This window comes from Wenxinia marina DSM 24838 (assembly GCF_000379485.1).
GTDB classification, from domain to species: Bacteria; Pseudomonadota; Alphaproteobacteria; order Rhodobacterales; family Rhodobacteraceae; genus Wenxinia; species Wenxinia marina.
Map to the genome: position 1 here is coordinate 90,915 of NZ_KB902281.1, position 18,926 is coordinate 109,840.

General features: G+C 71.9%; 17 protein-coding genes and 1 tRNA gene. 10 read left to right on the plus strand and 8 right to left on the minus strand.

Features of this window, described 5'->3' with window-relative positions; genetic code table 11:
• Positions 1-21: 21 nt before the first annotated feature.
• Genes A37W_RS0105915 through lptF form a run of 3 tightly spaced genes read right to left on the minus strand, consistent with a single transcriptional unit; the run spans position 22 to position 4,351 of the window.
• Positions 22-2,121 carry an LPS-assembly protein LptD gene (locus A37W_RS0105915; RefSeq protein WP_018302105.1) on the minus strand — a complete coding sequence of 700 codons (2,100 nt, stop codon included), beginning with the start codon at positions 2,119-2,121 and terminating at the stop codon, positions 22-24.
• Entirely contained in the window at positions 2,118-3,224 is a 1,107-nt protein-coding gene (lptG, locus tag A37W_RS0105920; RefSeq protein ID WP_018302106.1) for an LPS export ABC transporter permease LptG, read from the minus strand. The genes A37W_RS0105915 and lptG overlap by 4 nt, the downstream gene beginning before the upstream one ends.
• On the minus strand, positions 3,221-4,351 hold the full coding sequence (lptF, locus tag A37W_RS0105925; protein ID WP_018302107.1) for an LPS export ABC transporter permease LptF: 1,131 nt from the start codon (positions 4,349-4,351) through the stop codon (positions 3,221-3,223). Before lptF ends, lptG begins: the two co-directional genes overlap by 4 nt.
• Positions 4,352-4,477: 126 nt before the next feature.
• Here lptF and A37W_RS0105930 point away from each other — a divergent pair, with 126 nt between their 5' ends.
• The 3 genes from A37W_RS0105930 to A37W_RS21065 are packed head-to-tail and all read left to right on the plus strand — an operon-like array spanning position 4,478 to position 6,827.
• Positions 4,478-5,935 carry a leucyl aminopeptidase gene (locus tag A37W_RS0105930; protein WP_018302108.1) on the plus strand — a complete coding sequence of 486 codons (1,458 nt, stop codon included), beginning with the start codon at positions 4,478-4,480 and terminating at the stop codon, positions 5,933-5,935.
• Between the two features lie 5 nt (positions 5,936-5,940).
• Positions 5,941-6,393: a DNA polymerase III subunit chi gene (locus A37W_RS0105935; RefSeq protein WP_018302109.1), complete on the plus strand. Its 453-nt coding sequence runs from the start codon at positions 5,941-5,943 to the stop codon at positions 6,391-6,393.
• The gene (locus A37W_RS21065) at positions 6,375-6,827 is read left to right on the plus strand and encodes a GFA family protein (protein WP_018302110.1); all 453 of its coding nucleotides are present in this window, start codon (positions 6,375-6,377) and stop codon (positions 6,825-6,827) included. The genes A37W_RS0105935 and A37W_RS21065 overlap by 19 nt, the downstream gene beginning before the upstream one ends.
• Here A37W_RS21065 and A37W_RS0105945 read toward each other — a convergent pair.
• Complete coding sequence (locus A37W_RS0105945; RefSeq protein ID WP_026198326.1) at positions 6,824-7,828, minus strand: GlxA family transcriptional regulator; 1,005 nt, start codon at positions 7,826-7,828, stop codon at positions 6,824-6,826. The genes A37W_RS21065 and A37W_RS0105945 overlap by 4 nt on opposite strands.
• Before the next feature lie 134 nt (positions 7,829-7,962).
• Between A37W_RS0105945 and A37W_RS0105950 the strand changes: the two genes are divergently transcribed.
• The 4 genes from A37W_RS0105950 to A37W_RS0105965 all read left to right on the plus strand — a co-directional run bounded on the left by A37W_RS0105950 (position 7,963) and on the right by A37W_RS0105965 (position 11,960).
• On the plus strand, positions 7,963-8,337 hold the full coding sequence (locus A37W_RS0105950; RefSeq protein ID WP_018302112.1) for a hypothetical protein: 375 nt from the start codon (positions 7,963-7,965) through the stop codon (positions 8,335-8,337).
• 4 nt (positions 8,338-8,341) lie between these two features.
• The gene (locus A37W_RS0105955; RefSeq protein ID WP_018302113.1) at positions 8,342-9,025 is read left to right on the plus strand and encodes a hypothetical protein; all 684 of its coding nucleotides are present in this window, start codon (positions 8,342-8,344) and stop codon (positions 9,023-9,025) included.
• 10 nt (positions 9,026-9,035) lie between these two features.
• A complete protein-coding gene (locus A37W_RS0105960; protein ID WP_026198327.1) occupies positions 9,036-10,502 on the plus strand; it encodes an NfeD family protein in 1,467 nt (488 codons plus the stop codon).
• 87 nt (positions 10,503-10,589) lie between these two features.
• Positions 10,590-11,960 carry a class II 3-deoxy-7-phosphoheptulonate synthase gene (locus A37W_RS0105965; RefSeq protein WP_018302114.1) on the plus strand — a complete coding sequence of 457 codons (1,371 nt, stop codon included), beginning with the start codon at positions 10,590-10,592 and terminating at the stop codon, positions 11,958-11,960.
• A gap of 102 nt (positions 11,961-12,062) precedes the next feature.
• Here A37W_RS0105965 and A37W_RS0105970 read toward each other — a convergent pair.
• Positions 12,063-12,136, minus strand: a tRNA-Gly gene (locus A37W_RS0105970).
• Positions 12,137-12,208: 72 nt separating this feature from the next.
• On the opposite strand from A37W_RS0105970, the gene clpS reads away from it, so the two are divergent.
• Positions 12,209-12,514 (plus strand): ATP-dependent Clp protease adapter ClpS, encoded by a 306-nt coding sequence (gene clpS / locus A37W_RS0105975; protein ID WP_018302115.1) that lies wholly within the window; start codon positions 12,209-12,211, stop codon positions 12,512-12,514.
• A 57-nt stretch (positions 12,515-12,571) separates the two neighbouring features.
• Here the strand turns inward: clpS and A37W_RS0105980 are convergent, their stop codons facing one another.
• From A37W_RS0105980 to A37W_RS21070, 3 genes are all read right to left on the minus strand, one after another.
• Positions 12,572-13,186, minus strand: coding sequence for a fasciclin domain-containing protein (locus A37W_RS0105980; RefSeq protein WP_018302116.1), 615 nt, complete (start codon positions 13,184-13,186; stop codon positions 12,572-12,574).
• 155 nt (positions 13,187-13,341) lie between these two features.
• Positions 13,342-15,384 carry an ASKHA domain-containing protein gene (locus tag A37W_RS0105985; RefSeq protein ID WP_018302117.1) on the minus strand — a complete coding sequence of 681 codons (2,043 nt, stop codon included), beginning with the start codon at positions 15,382-15,384 and terminating at the stop codon, positions 13,342-13,344.
• Between the two features lie 90 nt (positions 15,385-15,474).
• The gene (locus A37W_RS21070; protein ID WP_018302118.1) at positions 15,475-16,140 is read right to left on the minus strand and encodes a hypothetical protein; all 666 of its coding nucleotides are present in this window, start codon (positions 16,138-16,140) and stop codon (positions 15,475-15,477) included.
• A 120-nt stretch (positions 16,141-16,260) separates the two neighbouring features.
• Between A37W_RS21070 and guaB the strand changes: the two genes are divergently transcribed.
• Positions 16,261-17,709 (plus strand): IMP dehydrogenase, encoded by a 1,449-nt coding sequence (gene guaB / locus A37W_RS0105995; protein ID WP_018302119.1) that lies wholly within the window; start codon positions 16,261-16,263, stop codon positions 17,707-17,709.
• Positions 17,710-17,734: 25 nt separating this feature from the next.
• Positions 17,735-18,904, plus strand: a complete 1,170-nt coding sequence (locus A37W_RS0106000; RefSeq protein WP_018302120.1) for an RsmB/NOP family class I SAM-dependent RNA methyltransferase — start codon at positions 17,735-17,737, stop codon at positions 18,902-18,904.
• Positions 18,905-18,926: the final 22 nt, after the last annotated feature.

Genomic DNA, 18,926 nt, shown 5'->3' on the forward strand with positions numbered 1-18,926 from the left:
CCGCCCCCGCTTCAGCCCCGGTCAGTTCCTGCACCGGCCGGGCGGCACGGCCCCCACGCCCTCGGCCGAAAAACCGAGGAGACTGACCTCCAGACCGAAGTCCGTGGTCGGGTCCTGCTCTTCTCCGGACGTGTAGCTGCGGGAGATCGAAACGTCCACCTCGACGCACTCGTTGCGCCAGCCGACGCCGAACCCGGCGGTGACCGGCCGCGCGTCCGACAGGTCGTAGCGCCCTTCCGCGGCGAGCGACCAGCTCGGCGTCACCTGCCAGCGGCCGTCGACGGTCCATTCGGCGATCGACTCCTCGCGCCCCTCGGACCGGGCGACCGGCAGGTAGACGTATGTCGCGGAAAGATCGACCGTCGGCGAGGCCCAGGCGAGGCGGGCCTCGGTCTTGTCGAACTCCAGGTCATCGTCGAACACCGTCCGCGCCCGCGCCGTGATGCCCAGCGGCAGGTCCAGTCGCGCCGACAGCAGCCAGTCCGACGACAGCCCGTTGAGGCCCGAGGCGAGGTCGAAGCCGGTATCCGCCTCCGCCCGGTAGATCCGGCCCGCCGTGAGGCCGAGCTCGGTCCCGTCCGCGGCGATCAGCGTGTAGGACAGGCCCACGGCCACCCGAGCGCCGTCCTCGCGCGCATCCTCGCCCGGGTAGCGGGTGAGGGCGTCGAGGTTGCCCTCGTCGAATTCCACCACCGCGCTGTCCTCGTTCGGCACCGCGCCGCCGCGGTTGGTCGACCAGGCGACCGCGAGCAGCGGCTCCAGCAGGTGCGCGGTGCCGCCGGTCCCTCGTGCGATCAGCGGCCAGCGCAGGGTGGCCTGCACCGCCGGGGTGACGCGGGTGACGGTCCGGTCGAAGGCCGGATCGTCCGCGATCCGGTAGAAGCCCAGCTCCACCGAGCCGCCGCCGCTGAGGACGAAGCCGGCGGGCAGGATCGCCTGCCGCTGCCAGCCGGCGAAGGCGCCGGCGCGGGCGACGTCGCGGGCGAGGTCGCCGGTTCCGTCCGTGGTGCGCAGCAGCGCCTCGGCCGCTCCGCCGAAGGTCAGCGTGCCGCCGAACGCGGCCATGCGCCGCTCGTAAGCCGCCCGCCCCTCCCAGGGCGGCAGGGCGCCGTCCACCTCGTCCTCGCGGAAGGTGCGGTGGTAGGCGAGGTGCGCCTCGGCCAGGCTGTCCGCCGTCACTGCGGCGTAGCCGACGAACGAGGTCAGGCGGTCCCGGTCCGAGATGCCGTAGTCGGTGAGGTAGTCGGGGTCGCTCGACGCCTCGAGGCCGAAGGTCAGCGTCCGGCCGGGCGCGAGCCGCCATTCCCCGTCGGCGAACAGGTAGCCGCGCACCTCGCCGGGCCGCAGGCTGTCGCGGCTGACCGCGCCCGTCGCCTCGATCTCGCCCGACAGCCACGCCTCGCGGTAGCGGGCCTCGACACTCGTCGTCTCGCGCGACAGGTACGGCGTCAGGGTGAGATCCCGCGACGGGCCGAGGGTGACGAAGTAGGGCAGCTTGATGCCGAGGCCCAGCCGGTCGGTCGTGCGGATCCGCGGCACCAGCAGGCCCGTCGCCCGCTCCACCGTCGGGTCGGGCAGGCGCATCGCGGGGATCCACAGGACCGGCACGCCGCGGATCAGGAAGGTGGCATTCTCGAAGTAGAGCTGCCGTTCCACCTCGTCATGCACGACCTGGGCCGCGCGGATCTCCCACAGGGGAGCCCGGCCGTCGCAGACCTGGCAGGCGGTGGCTGCGGTGCGGGTCAGCGCCGAGTAGCGCCCGTCGATCCGGTCGATCCGCCCGGCGGTCAGCTGAAGCTGCCGCTCCAGCACCAGCCGCGCCCCGCGCAGGAGGCCGTTCTCCAGCCGCGGGTCCAGTTCGGCCCGCTCGGCCGTCACGATCTCGCCGTCCGGCCCCTGCAGGAAGATCGGCCCGTCGATGCTCAGCCGGTCGGCGGCCTGGTCGTAGACGATCCGCGCCGCCGACAGGCGGGAGCCGTCGTAGAAGGCCTCGACGTTGCCCTCGGCGATCAGCCGGCCGGCGGCGTCCACCGTGACGCTGTCGGCGACGAGGCTCGCGGTGCCCTGCGCCGAGGCCAGCGCGGGCCAGAGCGCGAGCAGGAGGACGAGCAGGCCCCTCACCCGTCCTCCAGGTGCAGGATGACCCCCAGCGTCAGGGCGATGGCGGCGGCCGGCGGCGCCCACGCGGCGAGCGCGGCCGGGATCTCGCCGTTCTCGCCGAGAACGGTGGCGAAGTTGCGCAGGAAGTAGACGCCGAAGCAGACGAGCATGGCCGACAGGACCATCACCCCGGTGCGCCCGGCGCGGTGGTGGCGCATCGTGAAGGCCGCGCCGATCAGCATCATCGCGACCAGGAAGGCGGGCGAGGCCAGCTCGGTCTGCAGCGCGACCTCGTGGCGGCGGGCGGCGAAGCCGGCGGCGCGCAGACGCTCGATGAAGGCGGGCAGTTCCCAGACCGGGATCGTCGCCGGGTCGCCGAAGCTGTCGCGGATCTGGTCCGAGGTCAGCGTCGAGGGCAGAGTGAGGCGCGGATGTTCCTCGGCCAGCGCTTCGGGGACCGCGCCACCGCCCAGCGGCCAGACCTTCGCGTCGTAAAGCGTCCAGCCCCCCTCCCCGAGGATCGCCCGCGCCGCCGCGATGCGTTGCACCGGGCCGCCGCGGTCGCCGCTCTCCTCGGCGAAGGTCAGGAAGGTGGCGTCCCACAGGACCGTGCCGTCCTGGTTGGTCCGCGCCGCGTTGATCACCGTCTGCCCGCCGGCGCCGCCCTGACGCAGCCACAGCCCGCCGGCGTCGAGGCCGAGGGCGCTGTCCTCGCCGCGGATCGTCGCCACCCGGGCGTCGTATTCGCGCGCCGTGACCGCGACGATCGGATTCAGCGCCGCGACCGCGACTGCCCCGATCAGGACCGTGACGAGGAGCGGCCCGGTGAGCGCCCGCAGCGCCGAGCGGCCGGCGGCACGCGTCACCACCAGCTCGGACGAGCGCGACAGCGAGAAGAAGAGGAACAGCGTCGCGATCACCACGACGAGCGGCAGGATGCGGTACAGCGCCCCGGGGATGTCGAGGGCGGAGAGACCGAGCAGCGCGCCGAGGCCGGTCTCCTCGCCGCCGAAGCGGCGGGCCTGCTCGATCAGGTTCACGAAGAGCAGGATCGTCACGAACACGCCGAGCGTGCCGAGGAACGTCATCAGGTAGCGGCGGGCGAGGTAGCGGAACAGGATCACGCCGCCGCCTCCCGCCGCGGGCGGCGCCGCAGCAGTTCGGGCCGCGCGGCGATGGTCAGCAGGACGAGGACCATGGCGGCCCCGGTCGCGGTCGGCAGGTAGAGCAGCGGCCAGCGCCCCGCCGCGCCGGCGACCACGCTCGTCACCCAGCCCTCCAGCCCCTTCACCACGACGGTCAGCCCGATGGCGAGGAGGATCTGCCGCCAGACGCCGAACCGGCTGAACCCGCCGACGATCAGCGCCGCGAAGCCGATCAGCGCCCCCACGCAGGCGAGCAGCGCGTCAGCGATCCTCTCGTGCCCCTCGGCGACCAGTTCGCCCTCGGTCCACCCGGTCTCGGCCTGCAGGTCCGGCCCGGCGGTCAGCAGCTCGGGCGTCGGCACCTCGCGGGGGCGCCGCGCCGCGTCGCCGCCCGAGGGGAGAAGGGACGCGACGTCGTAGGCCAGCTCCTCGAACGTGGTGACGCCGAGGCGCCCGGTCGCCGCGGACAGCGTCTGCACCATGCCGTCGATCATCACCAGCTGCGGGCCGGCGTCTGTCCGCACCAGGAAGGCGCGGGTCGCGGTGTAGGTGATCTGCGCCTCGGGCTCGCGCGTGTCGGCGAGGAACAGGTCGCGGATCTCGCCGTCGGGGGTCACGTCGCGGATGTAGATCGTCATCCCCTCGACCGGCGCCAGGAACTGCCCCTCGCGCAGGAGGCGCGCCGTCGCGTTCTCGGCGATCTCGTCCTGCCGGTCGGCGAGCCGCGCGGCGGCGGCGGGGATCAGGACGTGCGTCAGCACCGACATGACGAGCGCGATCATCAGTCCGAACACCGCGAACGGCCGCGCCAGCCGCCAGGGCGAGAAGCCGGTCGCGCGGACCACGGTCAGCTCGCTCTCGGCGGTGAGGCGGTTTGTGACGTAGATCGCCGCGATCACGGTCGAGATCGGCACGACGATGCCGATCAGCTGCGGCAGGGCGAGGACCGTCAGCTCGAGGAACACGCCGATGCCCTGGCCGTCCGAGATGATCTGGTCGAACAGGCCGACCGCGCGGTTGATCCAGTAGACCATGATCAGGACCAGCGCCGACAGGCCGAACAGCCACAGAAGCTGCGACAGCACGTATCGGTCGAATCGTCCCATGCGCCTCCGCCCGGGCCCGGAGGCGGGCCCGGCGGGACGCTACCCGATCCGGCCGGCGGGGGAAACTTCCCTTCGGCCGGTGCGGGGGCTACCAAGGGCGCGCTTCCGCCCAACGAGAGGTCCCGAATGCCCGTTCCCGCGCTCACCGTCGCCGCCCCCGATGCCGCCGCCCTCGCCGGGCGCGAGGGCCGGATCGCCCTCGTCCTGCCGCCCGACGGCCGGCCGGACGCTCTGGCGCGGCGGCTGGACGGGCTGACGAAGGGCGCGGTGAAGCGCCTCCTTGCCAGCACGAAGTGGGACGGGATGAAGGACGGCGACGTGGCCGAGCTGGCCTTCCCCGCCGGCCTCGCCGCCGAGGCGGTGCTCGTGGCCAAGCTGTCGCCGAAGGCGGACGCCGACGCCGCCCGCAGGGCCGGCGCGAACCTCGCCGCGAAGCGGGGCAAGGGCGACCTGCTGATCCATCTCGGCCGGTCGAAGGCGGGGGCGGAGATCGCCCTGGGCGCGCTCCTGCGCGCCTATGCCTACGACGCCCACCGCACGAAGAAGTCCGAGGAGACAGGCGCCATCGAGTTGTGGACCGACGCCGAGCCGGACCTGACCGCCGTCCGGGCCCTGGCCGAGGGCGTCCATTTCACCCGCGACCTCGTCAACGCCCCCGCCAACGTCCTGACGACGACCGAGTTCGCGGACCGCCTGTCGGCCCTGTCCGACGTCGGCCTCAAGGTCGAGGTGCTGGAGGAGGACCGCCTCGCCGAGCTCGGCATGGGCGCGCTGCTGGCGGTGGGGCAGGGGTCCGCGAGCCCGTCCAAGGTCGTCGTGATGGAGTGGCGCGGCGGGGCCGAGGGCGAGGCGCCGCTGGCGCTCTGCGGCAAGGGCGTGGTCTTCGACACCGGCGGCATCTCGCTGAAGCCCGCCGCGGGGATGGAGGACATGACCTCCGACATGGGCGGCGCCGGCACCGTCGCGGGCGTCATGCGGGCGCTCGCGCTGCGCAAGGCGAAGGCCAACGTCGTCGGCCTCGTCGGGCTGGTCGAGAACATGCCCTCCGGCACCGCGACGCGGCCCGGCGACATCGTCACCTCGATGAAGGGCGACACGATCGAGGTGGTGAACACCGACGCCGAGGGCCGCCTCGTGCTCGCCGACGTGCTCTGGTACGCGCAGGAGACCTACAAACCCGCCGCCCTCGTCGACCTCGCCACGCTGACCGGTGCAGTGGTCGTCGCCCTCGGCAACGAGATGACGGGCGTGTTCTCGAACGACGACGCCTTCGCCGGCGCGCTGTTCGCCGCTGCGGATGCCGAGGGCGAGGGCGCGTGGCGGCTGCCGATGGGACCGGCCTACGACAAGCTGATCGACACGCCGCTGGCCGACATGAAGAACTCGGGCGGCCGGCCCGCCGGCTCGATCACCGCAGCGCAGCTGCTGCGGCGCTTCGTGAAGGACGACGTCCCTTGGGTGCATCTCGACATCGCCGGCACCGCGACGGCGAAGTCCGGCCGCGACCTCGCCCCCAAGGGCGCGACCGGCTGGGGCGTCCTGACCCTCGACCGGCTGGTGCGCGACCGGTTCGAGACGGGCTGAGAGTCATGGGCGCGGCCTACTTCTACCACCTGACCGAGAGCCCGCTGGAGGCGGCGCTGCTGACGCTGCTGCCGCGGGCGCTGGGGCAGGGCTGGCGGGTGGAGGTGCGGGGCCGCGACGAGGGGATGATGGAGCGGCTGGACCGCGCGCTCTGGACCGGGCCGGAGGAGTCGTTCCTGCCGCACGGGCTGGCGGGCGGGCCGCACGACGCGCTGCAGCCGGTGTTGCTCACCTCGGGCGGCGCGGCGGCGAACAGGCCCGCCTGCGTCATGGCGGTGGACGGCGCGGACGTGACGGCAGAGGAGGGTGCGGCGCTGGAGCGGGTCTGCGTTCTCTTCGACGGGATCGAGCCGGCGGCAGTGGAGCGCGCCCGCCACCAGTGGCGCGAGCTGACGGGCGGCGGGCTGGAAGGGCAGTACTGGGCACAGGAGGCGGGGAAATGGACGAGGAAGGCATGACGCTGCCGGATGGTCCGTGGGAGGGCGGCTGTCAGTGCGGCAAGGTCCGCTTCCGCGCCGAGCGGCTGCACGAGGCGGGGCACCTCTGCCACTGCCGCATGTGCCAGAGGGCTACGGGCAGCCTGTTCGCCGCCCTCGTCGGCATCGCGCGCGCGGAGCTCGTCTGGTCCGGCCCGTCCGCGACGTTCCGCAGCTCGACCAACGTGGAGCGCCGCTTCTGCCCGTCCTGCGGCACCGCGCTCAGTTACGAAGGCGACGGCGACGACGTCGTCGGCGTCTCGATCGGCGCCTTCGACCGCGCGGCGGACGTGCCGATCGACAGGCAGAGCGACACCTACGCTCGCCACCCGTCGCTCAGCGCCCTGCGCTGGCTGCACGAGGATTTCGCCGAGGATTACGGCCCGAACCCCGACAGCCTGCAGGACCCGCGCTAGATCGACAGCCGCGCCGCGTGGCTGCCCCGCTCGCGGTAGGGCGTCGTGTCGTAGTGCGCCCGGTAGCATTTCGAGAAGTGCGACGGCGAGGTGAAGCCGCAGGCGAGCGCCACGTTGATGACGCTCATGTCGGTCTGCATCAGCAGGTTCCGCGCCTTCTGCAGCCGCAGCTCCATGTAGTAGCGCTTGGGCGAGCGGTTGAGGTAGCGGCGGAACAGCCGCTCCAGCTGCCGCGTCGACATTCCGACTTCGTGCGCCAGCGTCGCGGGCGAGATCGGGTCCTCGATCGCCTGCTCCATCTTCTGCACCACGGTCGACAGCTTGGGATGGCGCACGCCGATCCGCGTCGGCGTCGACAGCCGCTGGGTGTCCTGGTCGGTGCGGATTGAGGAATAGATCAGCTGGTCGGCGACCGCGTTGGCGAGGTCCTCGCCGTGGTCGTCCGCGATCAGCTTCAGCATCAGGTCGATGGAGGCGGTGCCGCCCGCGGTGGTGATCCGGTTGCCGTCGACGACGAAGACCGACTTGGTCAGCTTCACGTCCTCGAATTCCTCGGCGAAGCTGTCCTGGTTCTCCCAGTGAATCGTCGCCTTCTTGCCGTCCAGCAGGCCCGCCCGCGCCAGCGTGTAGCCCGCGGTGCACAGGCCCGCCATCGTCACGCCGCGCCGCGCCTCGCGCCGCAGCCAGTTGAGGATCCGCCGGGTCGTCGCGGCCTGGACGTCGATGCCGCCGCAGACCATGACCGTGTCCTCGCGCTCCAGCTCGTCCAGATCCATGTCGGCCGTGAAGGTCGTGCCGTTGGAGCAGGTGACCATGCCGCCGCCCTCGACCGCCGTCACCCAGGAGTAGAGCTGCTGGCCGCCCATCCGGTTCGCGATCCGCAGCGATTCCACCGCGCAGGCGAAGCTCAGCATCGTGAAGTTCTCGAGAAGGACGAACACGAACCGTCGCGGCCGAAGCCCCGCGGTCTTCACCTCGACGGTCTGCGGCTGGATGTCCATCTTCACTCGGGGTGTCTCGGGGTTGTGCGCAACCTCACCAGCTTTGCGACGCAGCCGCAAGGGGTCGGCGCCGGGCGGGCGGTCTTCCGAAAACCCTTTGCCAGAAGGTCCGCGCCGCGCATAGTCTGATGCCCATGGGACACCGGACGGCGCGCTCTCTCGCCCTGGCAGCGGCACTGCCCTGCGTGACGGCCTCGGCGGACGACGCCGGCGACGTCTGGCGGCTGGACCCCGAGGCGGCGGGCTGCCTGGTTCAGAGCCTCGAGACCTACCGCGCCGCGCCGGTCGAGCCGGTCATCATCGTCCTCGGCGCGTGTCCCCAAGTCGACCCCGTCGCCGCGCTCGCCCGGATGACGCAGAGCAACGGCACGCCGCGGGTCCGCACTGCACCGGGCGACGGTCCCGACGAAGTGATCGTCTTCACCCGGGCCGAACTGGAATGCCTCGACGCCGGAGAATTCGTCGAGTCGGACGGGGTCGTGCTGGTGCCGCGCGTTCCGGCCTGCTGAGCGCGTGACGACGCAGTGGCATGGGTCGCGGACCGACCGCTGGGTCGCGGCGACGCAGATCGTCGCGAACCTCGGCGTCATCGCCGCGCTCGTGCTCGCCGGACTGACGCTGGAGCAGGACCGCCGCTTCGTCCGCGGCGCCGCCAGCGACGAGCTTGTCGCCACGTTCCACGGCGATCGCCTTGCCGAGGCGCGCGGCATCCTGTTCGAGCTGTGGGCCGGTCGCGACCTGTCGGCGCTCGCCCAGACGGACCTGCCGCGGTCCACCGTCGATGCGCTGGTCTCCCGGATGATCCGGACGGCGACGGTCGATCGCACGGCCGTGCTGCGCGCCATCGCCGACATCGCCTCGTTCTTCGACGGGCTGGAGGCGTGCCTCGCCTCGGGTCGCTGCGACGACGTCGAGCTCAGCCGGCGGCTCGGCGGTTACGCGCTCGATTTCGAGTGCATCTACCGTGGCCAGATCGAGGAGATGCGGACGCGGATGCTGCTCGCGGACCTCGGTCGCGGGCTGCAGGAGTTCGCGGCGATCCAGGGAAGCTGCGACCGCCTGCCGCCGCCCGAGGATGTTTCGTCGCCGGGCGCCGACGCGAGTGCCGCGGCTGGCCTTGGCGGCGAAGTCCCCGGGGGTACGACGACCGGAATCAACGCTGCGCCGGCTGTACCAGAACCGCCCGCCACCGAGTAGGAGTCCCTCCATGCGCCTCGCCGTCATCGCCGCTGTCGCAGCCCTCTTCGCCGGACCGGGCGCCCTAGCCGCCACCTTCGAGCTGTCCGACATCGCACGCCGCCCGGATCTGCCGCAGTACCCGCCGCCGCCCCGGTTCGAGATCCGCCTGAGCGGAGAGATCGTCCCCGGCGACGTCGAGCGGCTGGAGGCGATGATGGCCGACGCCGATCCCGAAGGCTTCGGCCCGTACAGGCTGGTCCTCGACAGCCCCGGCGGGAATCTCGACGCCGGACTCGCCTTGGTGGACGCCATCCGGGCGCGGTGGGTCCAGACCTACATCCCGGCCGACGTCGCTTGCCTGTCCGTCTGCGCCCTCGTCTTCATGGCCGGCACCTACCACGACGGTGACGGCGAGTACGGGCCCTGGCGCGAGATGCACCATACCGCGACGCTCGGCTTCCATGCGCCGTTCGCCGTCGCCGGCATGGCCGAGCTCGACCCCGACGTGTCGGCGCTGCTCGCGCCCGCGGCCGAGCGCGGCGCCTCGCTCGCGGCGGCCGAGCTGACGGCGCTCGCCCTCGACAACGTCCTGCCGCAGAGCCTGGTGCGCGAGCTGCTGACCTACGATGCCAGCCAGTTCCTCTACATCGACACCGTCGACCGCGCCGGCCGCTGGGGCATTCCGCTGGAGAACGCCCGCCGATTGACTGCGTGGGAGCACGAGCCGCTCGCCCGACTGTGCGACAACGGCCACTGGTGGGGTCTCGATCGACCCATGGAGGAGCGGCCCGAGGGATATCTGCAGTATCTCATGGTGCCGTCCGAGTGGGCCTTGCAGTCACTGGAGGAGGGGCGCTGGGGCGAAGGCGGCATGGAATACGAGTGCCTCTTCACGAACGGCGCCGACGGCGTCGTGATCGAGGTGCGGTCGGGCCTGCTGCTGGCGCCCGTCGCGCTCGGCTGGCAGGCGCTGCCGCCGGAGACGCTTCTGCGCGACCTCGGCCCGCCACAGATCGCACCGCCCGAGCCATGGCGCAGCGCCGCACTGGACCTGCCGCCCGAGACGGCCGGACCCTGCCGCGATGGCACGATGTGGCTCGGTCGTCGGGCGGACGACGGGACCGACGTCTCTGCCGGGCTCTACTCGTGCGACAGGTCGGTCGAGATGCTCCGGTTCGAATGCGACGGCCGCGGACGGGTCGAGGTCCGGCTGGGCGTTCCGCCGGACATGGCGCCCGGAGGTTCATTCGATGCGACGTTGTCGGTCGACCCCGGGGCGGTGCCGCCGCGGACCCAGTATCTGAACGGCACGGTCGTCGCCGACCGGGGGGCGCCGCAGGCCAGTCTGGGACGCTTCGAACCCGGGTCGGTCGTCCTGGAATGGCTGTCGGCCGGGAGCGTCTTCGAGATCGCCTCGTTCGATCATGGCACGGCGCGCGCGCACCTCGCCGGGTCGCGCGCGGCCCTCGCCTATGTCGTTCATGGTTGCAACTGACGGTTTTGCCGTTGGCCACGGTGCGATGCGCCGCTATAGGAACCCCCTGCGGCGGAACAAGAGGACAGGGCCGCGACGGAGGACGAGATGAGCAACTGGCAGAAGACCGACTGGCGCGACCGCCCCCGGGTGCAGATGCCCGACTATGCCGACGCGGCCGCCCTCAGGGACGTGACGGACCGCCTCTCCTCGTATCCGCCCCTGGTATTTGCAGGCGAGGCGCGGCGCCTGAAGGCTGAGCTCGCCAAGGTCAGCCGCGGCGAGGCGTTCCTGCTGCAGGGCGGCGACTGCGCCGAGAGCTTCGCCGAGTTCGGCGCCGACAACATCCGCGACACGTTCAAGCTGCTCCTGCAGATGGCGATGGTCCTCACCTTCGGCGCCAAGGTGCCTGTGGTGAAGGTGGGCCGCATGGCCGGCCAGTTCGCCAAGCCGCGCTCGGCCCCGACCGAAACGGTCGGCGGGGTGGAGCTGCCGTCCTACAAGGGCGACATCATCAACGGCTTCGACTTCACGCCCGAGGCGCGCACCCCCGATCCGGCGCGGATGCTGCAGGCCTACACCCAGTCGGCGGCGACGCTGAACCTGCTCCGCGCCTTCTCGACCGGCGGTTTCGCGGACGTGCACCGGGTCCACGCCTGGACGCTCGGCTTCACCGACCGCGACGAGGCCGAGAAGTACCGCGATCTGGCGCAGCAGATCTCCAACGCGCTCGACTTCATGACCGCCGCCGGGATGACCGCGGCGACCAACCACGAGCTGGCGACGGTGGACTTCTACACCAGCCACGAGGCGCTGCTGCTGGATTACGAGGAGGCGCTGACCCGCGTCGATTCCACCTCCGGCAAGTGGCTGGCGGGCACCGGCCACATGATCTGGATCGGCGACCGCACCCGCCAGCCCGACGGCGCGCACGTGGAGTTCTGCCGCGGCGTGATGAACCCGATCGGCCTGAAGTGCGGGCCGTCGATGACGTCCGGCCACCTCAAGGCGCTGATCTCCAAGCTGAACCCCGCGAACGAGCCGGGGCGGCTGACGCTCATCGTCCGCGTCGGCGCCGGCGCGGTGGCCGAGCATCTGCCGCGCCTGATCCGCGCGGTAGAGGAGGAGGGCGCGAACGTCGTCTGGACCTGCGATCCGATGCACGGCAACACGATCAAGTCCTCCACCGGCTACAAGACCCGCCCCTTCGACAGCGTCCTGCGCGAGGTGAAGGAGTTCTTCGCCGTGCACCAGGCCGAGGGCACGGTGCCCGGCGGCGTGCATTTCGAGATGACGGGCCAGGACGTGACCGAATGCACCGGCGGCGTCCGGGCGGTCACGGACGAGAATCTCTCGGACCGCTACCACACCGCCTGCGACCCGCGTCTCAACGCCAGCCAGGCGCTGGAGCTGGCGTTCCTCGTCGCCGAGGAGCTGTCGGCGCGGCGGAAGGTCATGCAGGAAGCGGCCGCAGGCTGACCCCGCCGGCCCGGCGCCCGCGCCGGGCCGCGTCGCGCACGCGTCGTTGACCGCCTCCGGCTCGACCGGGGGGGTCTTCGCGACTGTCCTGACGACGTGAGATGGAGCGGGTAGCGGGAATCGAACCCGCGCGTTCAGCTTGGGAAGCTGACAGGCTACCATTACATCATACCCGCCTGCGCCGTCCGACGTATGCCAAGCCCCGGACCCCGTCAAGACGGCAAGCCGACCACCTCGGAGGGCCGCTGATGGCCGATGTCGATACCATTCCGAAAGCGAAGGCGAAGCCCGGGACAGAGCGGCCGAAGCTGTGGAAGGTGATCCTGCTGAACGACGACTTCACCCCGCGCGACTTCGTCGTGGCGGTGCTGAAGGCGATCTTCCGGATGACCGAGGGCGAGGCACTGGGGGTGATGCTGACGGCGCACCGCAGGGGCAGCTGCGTCGTCGCCGTCTATACGCGCGAGATCGCCGAGACGAAGGCCCGGCAGGGCAACGAGGCGGGGCAGGGGGCGGGCTACCCGCTCGCCTTCACGACCGAACGCGAGACCTGAACGCGGAACGGGCCGCCCCATGGGCGGCCCGTCCGTCTCGCGTCGATAAGCGAGATCTTACATCTGCGGCATCAGAACGCCGTCGATCACGTGGATCACGCCGTTCGAGCTCATGATGTCGGTCGCGATGATCCGCGCCTCGGGAGAGATCACCTGATCGGCGCTCTCGACCTCGGCCGCGATCTCGATCGCGTCGCCGTTCTCCTCGAAGTAGATGTTCTCGCCGGCGGTCAGCGTCCGGGCGTAGAGCCGGTCATCCAGCATCTGCAGCGTGGTCTCGCCGCCCGTCGGCATCGCGCCGTCGAGGCCGGCCTCGATCTCGGCCGCACCGATGTAGCCCGGCACGACGTGCGCGCGCAGCAGCGTCTCGAGCGAGGCGGCGTTCTCGGGCAGCAGCAGGTTGTCGAGCGTGCCTTCCGGCAGCCGGGCGAACGCTTCGTCCGTCGGGGCGAACACGGTGAACGGGCCCGGACCCATCAGGTCCTCGGCGAGGCCGGCGGCCTGCACGGCGGCGACGAGCGTCGAGAAGTTCTGAACCTGCATCGCGTTCTCGGCGATGGTGGCGTCGGCGCTCAGCGCCTCGCCATTCTGGATTTCGGCCATCTGCGCGGAGGCAGCGGTGCCGAGGCCGAGGATGGAGGCGGTCAGAAGGGATTTGGTGAGGGTACGCATTGGTAACTCTCCTATTATCCATTGTCGTGCACCCCGCTGCCTGCAGGGCGCTTCGGGGGGACAACGGGTCCGCCCATGGCACCGTTCCTGGACCGAGGCTGACGACTGCGTGACCGACGGGTGAGGACCGCGGGCGGCTCGACGCTCGACCTCTTTCAGTCCCGCGCGCGGCGCCGCCGTGGCCGGTCGCCCTCGCCTCCGCCGGTGTTGAAACGGACGTCGGGAAGCGTGACGACCCCGCGCAGGTTCGGAAACGGCGCCGTCGCGTGGGGCAGGGCGTTCGCGGCGACGAAATGCTCCTGGAAGCGGGGTTCGATCGCGGTCTCGACCTTGTGGATCGCGCGCACCGTCTTCTCCACCGCCGCCCGCGCGGCGACCGAGCAGAGGGCGATTCGCGCGCCGGTCCCGGCGGCGTTGCCCGCGCTCGTCACCCGGTCCAGTGGCACGTCCGGGATCATCCCCAGCACCATCGCGTGCTTGGGCGAGATATGGGCGCCGAACGCCCCGGCGAGCACGACGCGGTCCACCTCGTCCACGCCGATCTCGTCCATCAGCAGCCGCGCGCCGGCGTAGAGCGCCGACTTCGCCAGCTGGATCGCCCGGATGTCGCCCTGGGTGACGAGGATGCGCGGGCCGCCGTCGGCGATTCCGTCGTGGATCAGGTAGGCGTGGGTGCGCCCCTGCGCCTCGGACCGCGCCGTGCCCGTCTGCTCGGCCGAGCCGATGAGGCCGCGATCATCCACCAGCCCCGCCATCCGCATCTCGGCCACCGCCTCGATGATGCCGGAGCCGCAGATGCCGGTGATTCCGGTCGTGGCGGTGGCGGCCGCGAACCCGTCCTCGTCCGACCAGAGGTCGCTGCCGATGACGCGGAAGCGCGGCTCCTTGGTCGCCGGATCGATCTCCACCCGTTCGATCGCACCCGGCGCGGCGCGCTGGCCGGAGCTGATCTGCGCGCCCTCGAAGGCCGGCCCGGTGGGCGACGAGCAGGCGAGGACGCGGCGCCTGTCGCCGAGGAGAATCTCGGCATTGGTGCCGACGTCGACGATGAGAACGAGGTCCTCGGACTGCTCCGGCGCCTCGCTGAGGGCCACGGCCGCCGCGTCCGCGCCCACGTGGCCGGCGATGCAGGGCAGAATGAATGCGCGGGCGGCGGGGTTGAGGTGGGTGAGATCCAGCTCGGCGGCGTCCAGCGACACGCTCTCGGACGTGGCGAGCGCGAAGGGCGCCTGTCCCAGCTCCACCGGGTCGATGCCCAGCAGCAGGTGGTGCATCACCGGGTTGCAGACGAACACCGCCTCGACGATGTCGCGCGCCTCGATCCCCGCCTCGGCCGCGATCTCCGCCGCCAGCCGGTCCAGCGCCTCGCGCACCGCGCGCGTCATCTCGGCCGCGCCGCCGGGATTCATCATGGAGTAGGAGACCCGGCTCATCAGGTCCTCGCCGAACCTGATCTGCGGGTTCATCACGCCCGCGCTCGCCGTCACCTCGCCCGTGACGAGGTCGGTCAGGTGCGCGGCGATGGTGGTGCTGCCCACGTCGACGGCGAGGCCGTAGAGCCGCCCCTCATGGAAGCCCGGCCAGATGTCGAGGACGCGGTGGTGGTCGTCCCGGTGCCCCTTGTGCAGCGCGACGGTGACCTGCCACTTGCCCTTGCGCAGCGCGGGCTGGAGGCGGGACATGACCGGCAGCGGCGCGCTGATCCTCTCGATCCCCCATTCGGTGCGCAGGGCTTCGCCCAGTCGCTGGAAGTCGCCGGACGGCTCGTGCATGTCCGGCTCCTGCACGTCCACGAGGTACAGGCGCGTCGCCGGGTCCATCGTGATGTCCCGCTGCGTCACCGCCTTGCGCACGACCTGCCGGTGCACCTGGCTCTCGGGCGGCACGTCGATGACCACGTCCGACAGGACCTGCGCCTGGCAGCCGAGGCGGCGACCGCTCTTTAGGCCCCGCACGCGATCGTACCGCTCCTCCACCTTGTTCCACTCGCTGAGGGCGCCGCCCTGGACCGTCACGCCGTGCTTGGGAAACTCGCCGTAGGAGGGGGTGATCTGGCACTTGGAGCAGATGCCCCGCCCGCCGCACACGCTGTCGAGGTCGACGCCCAGCTGCCGCGCCGCGGTCAGGACGGGCGTGCCGGCCGGAAAGCGGCCGCGCTTGCCGGACGGGGTGAAGATGACGAGCGGGTCCTGGGACATGCCGGGGGGCCTTGTGGCTGGATCGCGCGGACCATAGCCGTCCCCGCGCCGGCGGAAAGCCCGGCCGCGGCATTTTCCGCGCCCTTCGCGTCAGCCGAGAAGGCCGCTGCCGAACACCCAGACCACCGCCGGCACCGGCAGCACCGCCACCAGCAGCGTGGCGAGGACCGGCCCCGCCCGGAACAGCCCGCTGAGGCCGGCGATCAGCAGGATGCCCCCGCCACCCCCCAGCACCACGTTGCCGGGCAGGTTTATCAGCACGCCCAGCGTCACGTAGCGCCAGTCCGTCAGCAGGGCCGCCACCGGCCGCGGCAGCCGCTCTCCCAGCGCCGCCAGCCGCGCCTCCGGCGGCAGCGCCTCCAGCCGCGCGATCAGCGCGCCCGCCCGCCGCAGGCGCAGATCGGCGCAGAGCCGCCCGAGGAACGGCAGGGGGATGTACCGCCCGGCGAGATAGGCCAGCATCAGCCCCGCCACCGTCGCGACATAGGCCACCGGCGCCATCTCCGCCCCCCGCATCACGAGGATCGAGACGCCGATCTCCACCGCCGGCACGAACGGAATCGCCAGGAGCAGCGCATAGGCCACCAGCCCTGCGGCGAGGATTGTTCCCCGCACCGCGCCGCCGCCGGACTCCAGTCGGTGGGCCAGATCCATCGCCCGGTCCGATATCGCCAGCAGCAGCGCGACGGCCGCCGCCACCAGCGCCAGCCGGATCAGGCCGCGCAGCCAGCGCCGGGAGGGGGGCTCGCCTGTCATCCGTCCCTCATGCCGCACCGCGGCGGCGGGCGAAAGGCCAGCCGGCAGAACGCCCTTTCCGCCTTCCGCCATCCATGCCATAGGGAGCCGCCAAACGATGCCAGCCCCAGGAGACGGCGCATGGAGATTCGCGAGGCCCTCACCTTCGACGACGTCCTTCTGGTGCCCGCGGCCTCGTCCGTGCTGCCCTCGACCGCCGACACCCGGACCCGGGTCACGCGCGGGATCGAGATGAACATCCCGCTGCTCTCCTCCGCGATGGACACCGTCACCGAGAGCCGGATGGCCATCGCGATGGCGCAATCGGGGGGCATCGGCGTCATTCACCGCAACCTCGACGTGGAGGTGCAGGCGCAGGAGGTGGCGCGGGTCAAGCGCTTCGTCTCCGGCATCGTCTACAACCCGGTCACGCTGACGCCCGACCAGACCCTCGCCGACGCCCGCGCGCTGATGGACCGCTACAACGTCACCGGCTTTCCCGTCGTGGGCGAGGGCGGCCGCGTCGTCGGCATCGTCACCAACCGCGACATGCGCTTCGCCGCCGACGATGCGACGCCGGTGCGGGTGATGATGACCTCCGACAACCTCGCCATGCTGACCGAGCCGGCGGACCTCGACGAGGCGCGGTCGCTGATGAAGGCGCGGCGGATCGAGAAGCTGCTGGTGACCGACGGGCAGGGCAAGCTGACGGGCCTGCTGACGCTGAAGGACAGCGAGCAGGCGGTGCTGAACCCGGTCGCCTGCAAGGACCGACTCGGCCGCCTGCGCGTCGCCGCCGCGACCACCGTCGGCGACGCCGGGTACGAACGCAGCGCCGCGCTAGTGGACGCCGGCGTCGACATCGTCGTCGTCGACACCGCCCACGGCCATTCCGAGGGCGTGGGCAAGGCGGTGAGCCGCCTCAAGGCCTTGTCGAACGAAGTTCAGGTGATTGCCGGCAACGTCGCGACCGCCGAAGGCACCCGCGCGCTGATCGACGCGGGCGCCGATGGGGTGAAGGTCGGGATCGGTCCCGGCTCCATCTGCACCACGCGCATGGTCGCCGGCGTCGGCGTGCCGCAGCTGACCGCGATCATGGACAGCGCCTCCGCCGCCGGGGACGTGCCGATCATCGCGGACGGCGGCATCAAGTTCTCGGGCGACTTCGCCAAGGCGATCGCGGCCGGCGCGTCGGCGGCGATGGTCGGCTCCATGATCGCCGGCACCGACGAGAGCCCGGGCGAGATGATCCTGTACCAGGGCCGCTCCTACAAGAGCTACCGCGGCATGGGCAGCCTCGGCGCGATGGCCCGCGGCTCCGCCGACCGCTACTTCCAGAAGGACGCGGCCAGCGACAAGCTGGTCCCCGAGGGGATCGAGGGGCAGGTGCCCTACAAGGGCAGCGCCCACGCCGTGGTGCACCAGCTGGTGGGCGGGCTGCGCGCCGCGATGGGCTACACCGGCTGCGCCACCGTGGACGAGATGCGGACGAACTGCCGCTTCGTGAAGATCACCGGCGCAGGCCTGTCCGAGAGCCACGTCCACGACGTGCAGATCACCCGCGAAAGCCCGAATTACCGCATCGGATGAGGCGGTTGGAGTTCGAGGTTGACGCATGACGCCCGGCGCCCGCGCTGCCGCGGCCATTGCCGCACTGGACGCCATCGTCGCCGGCGCCCCGGCCGAGCAGGTGCTGACCCGCTGGGGGCGCAGCGCGCGATATGCCGGCTCCGGTGACCGCGCGGCGGTGCGCGACCTCGTCTACGACGCCCTGCGCAAGCGCCGCTCCGCCGGGGCGGCGGGGGGCGGCTCGGACGGCCGCGCGCTCATCCTCGGCCTCCTGCGGCTGTCGGGCGACTCCGCCGGCACGCTCTTCACCGGCGAGGGACACGCGCCGTCGCCGCTCACTGCGGAGGAGGCCGGGCACCAGACGGGCCCGCTGACCGACGCCGAGCGGCTCGACTGCCCCGACTGGCTGCTGCCACTCGTCCGCGACAGCCTCGGCATCGCAGCCGAGCCGGCGCTTCTCGCTCTGCGCGAGCGGGCGACCGTCTTCCTGCGCGCGCGCGGCGACCGCGCCGCGGCGGCCGCGTCCCTCGCGGACGAAGGCATCGCGACGCGGCCCCATCCGAACGTGAGCACCGCGCTCGAAGTAATTGCGAACGCCCGAAAAATCCAGAGTTCTGAATCCTACGGGAAAGGCCTTGTCGAGCTGCAGGACGCCTCCTCGCAGGGCGCCATTCTCGACCTGCCGCTGCGGCCCGGTCTGCGCGTCCTCGACTACTGCGCCGGCGGTGGCGGCAAGGCGCTCGCGCTGGCGGCGCGGGAGCGGCTGGAGATCGTCGCCCACGACGCGGATCCGCGGCGGATGGCCGACCTTCCGGACCGGGCGGCGCGCGCGGGGGCGGAGATCGCGATCGCTCGTCCCGGCGAGCTTTCCGGCGATTTCGATCTGGTGGTCGTGGACGCACCATGCTCCGGTTCGGGCACGTGGCGACGGACCCCCGACGCGAAGTGGCGTCTCACGCCCGACCGACTGGACGACCTGTGCCGCCTGCAGCGCCGGATCGTCGCCGAGGCCGCGGCCCGGGTGCGGCCTGGCGGCAGGCTGGCCTACATGACCTGCTCCCTGCTGAGCACTGAAAACGAAGACATTGTCCCCCATGCCCTGGCCGGTCCCTGCGCCGGCTGGGACGCGCTGCCGCCGCGCCGCTGGCAGCCGGACGGGGCTGGCGACGGCTTCTTCCTTGCGCAGCTCGTCCGGCCCGGGGCGGCGCCCGTTTGACCGGTCGGGCCGACGGGTGCTT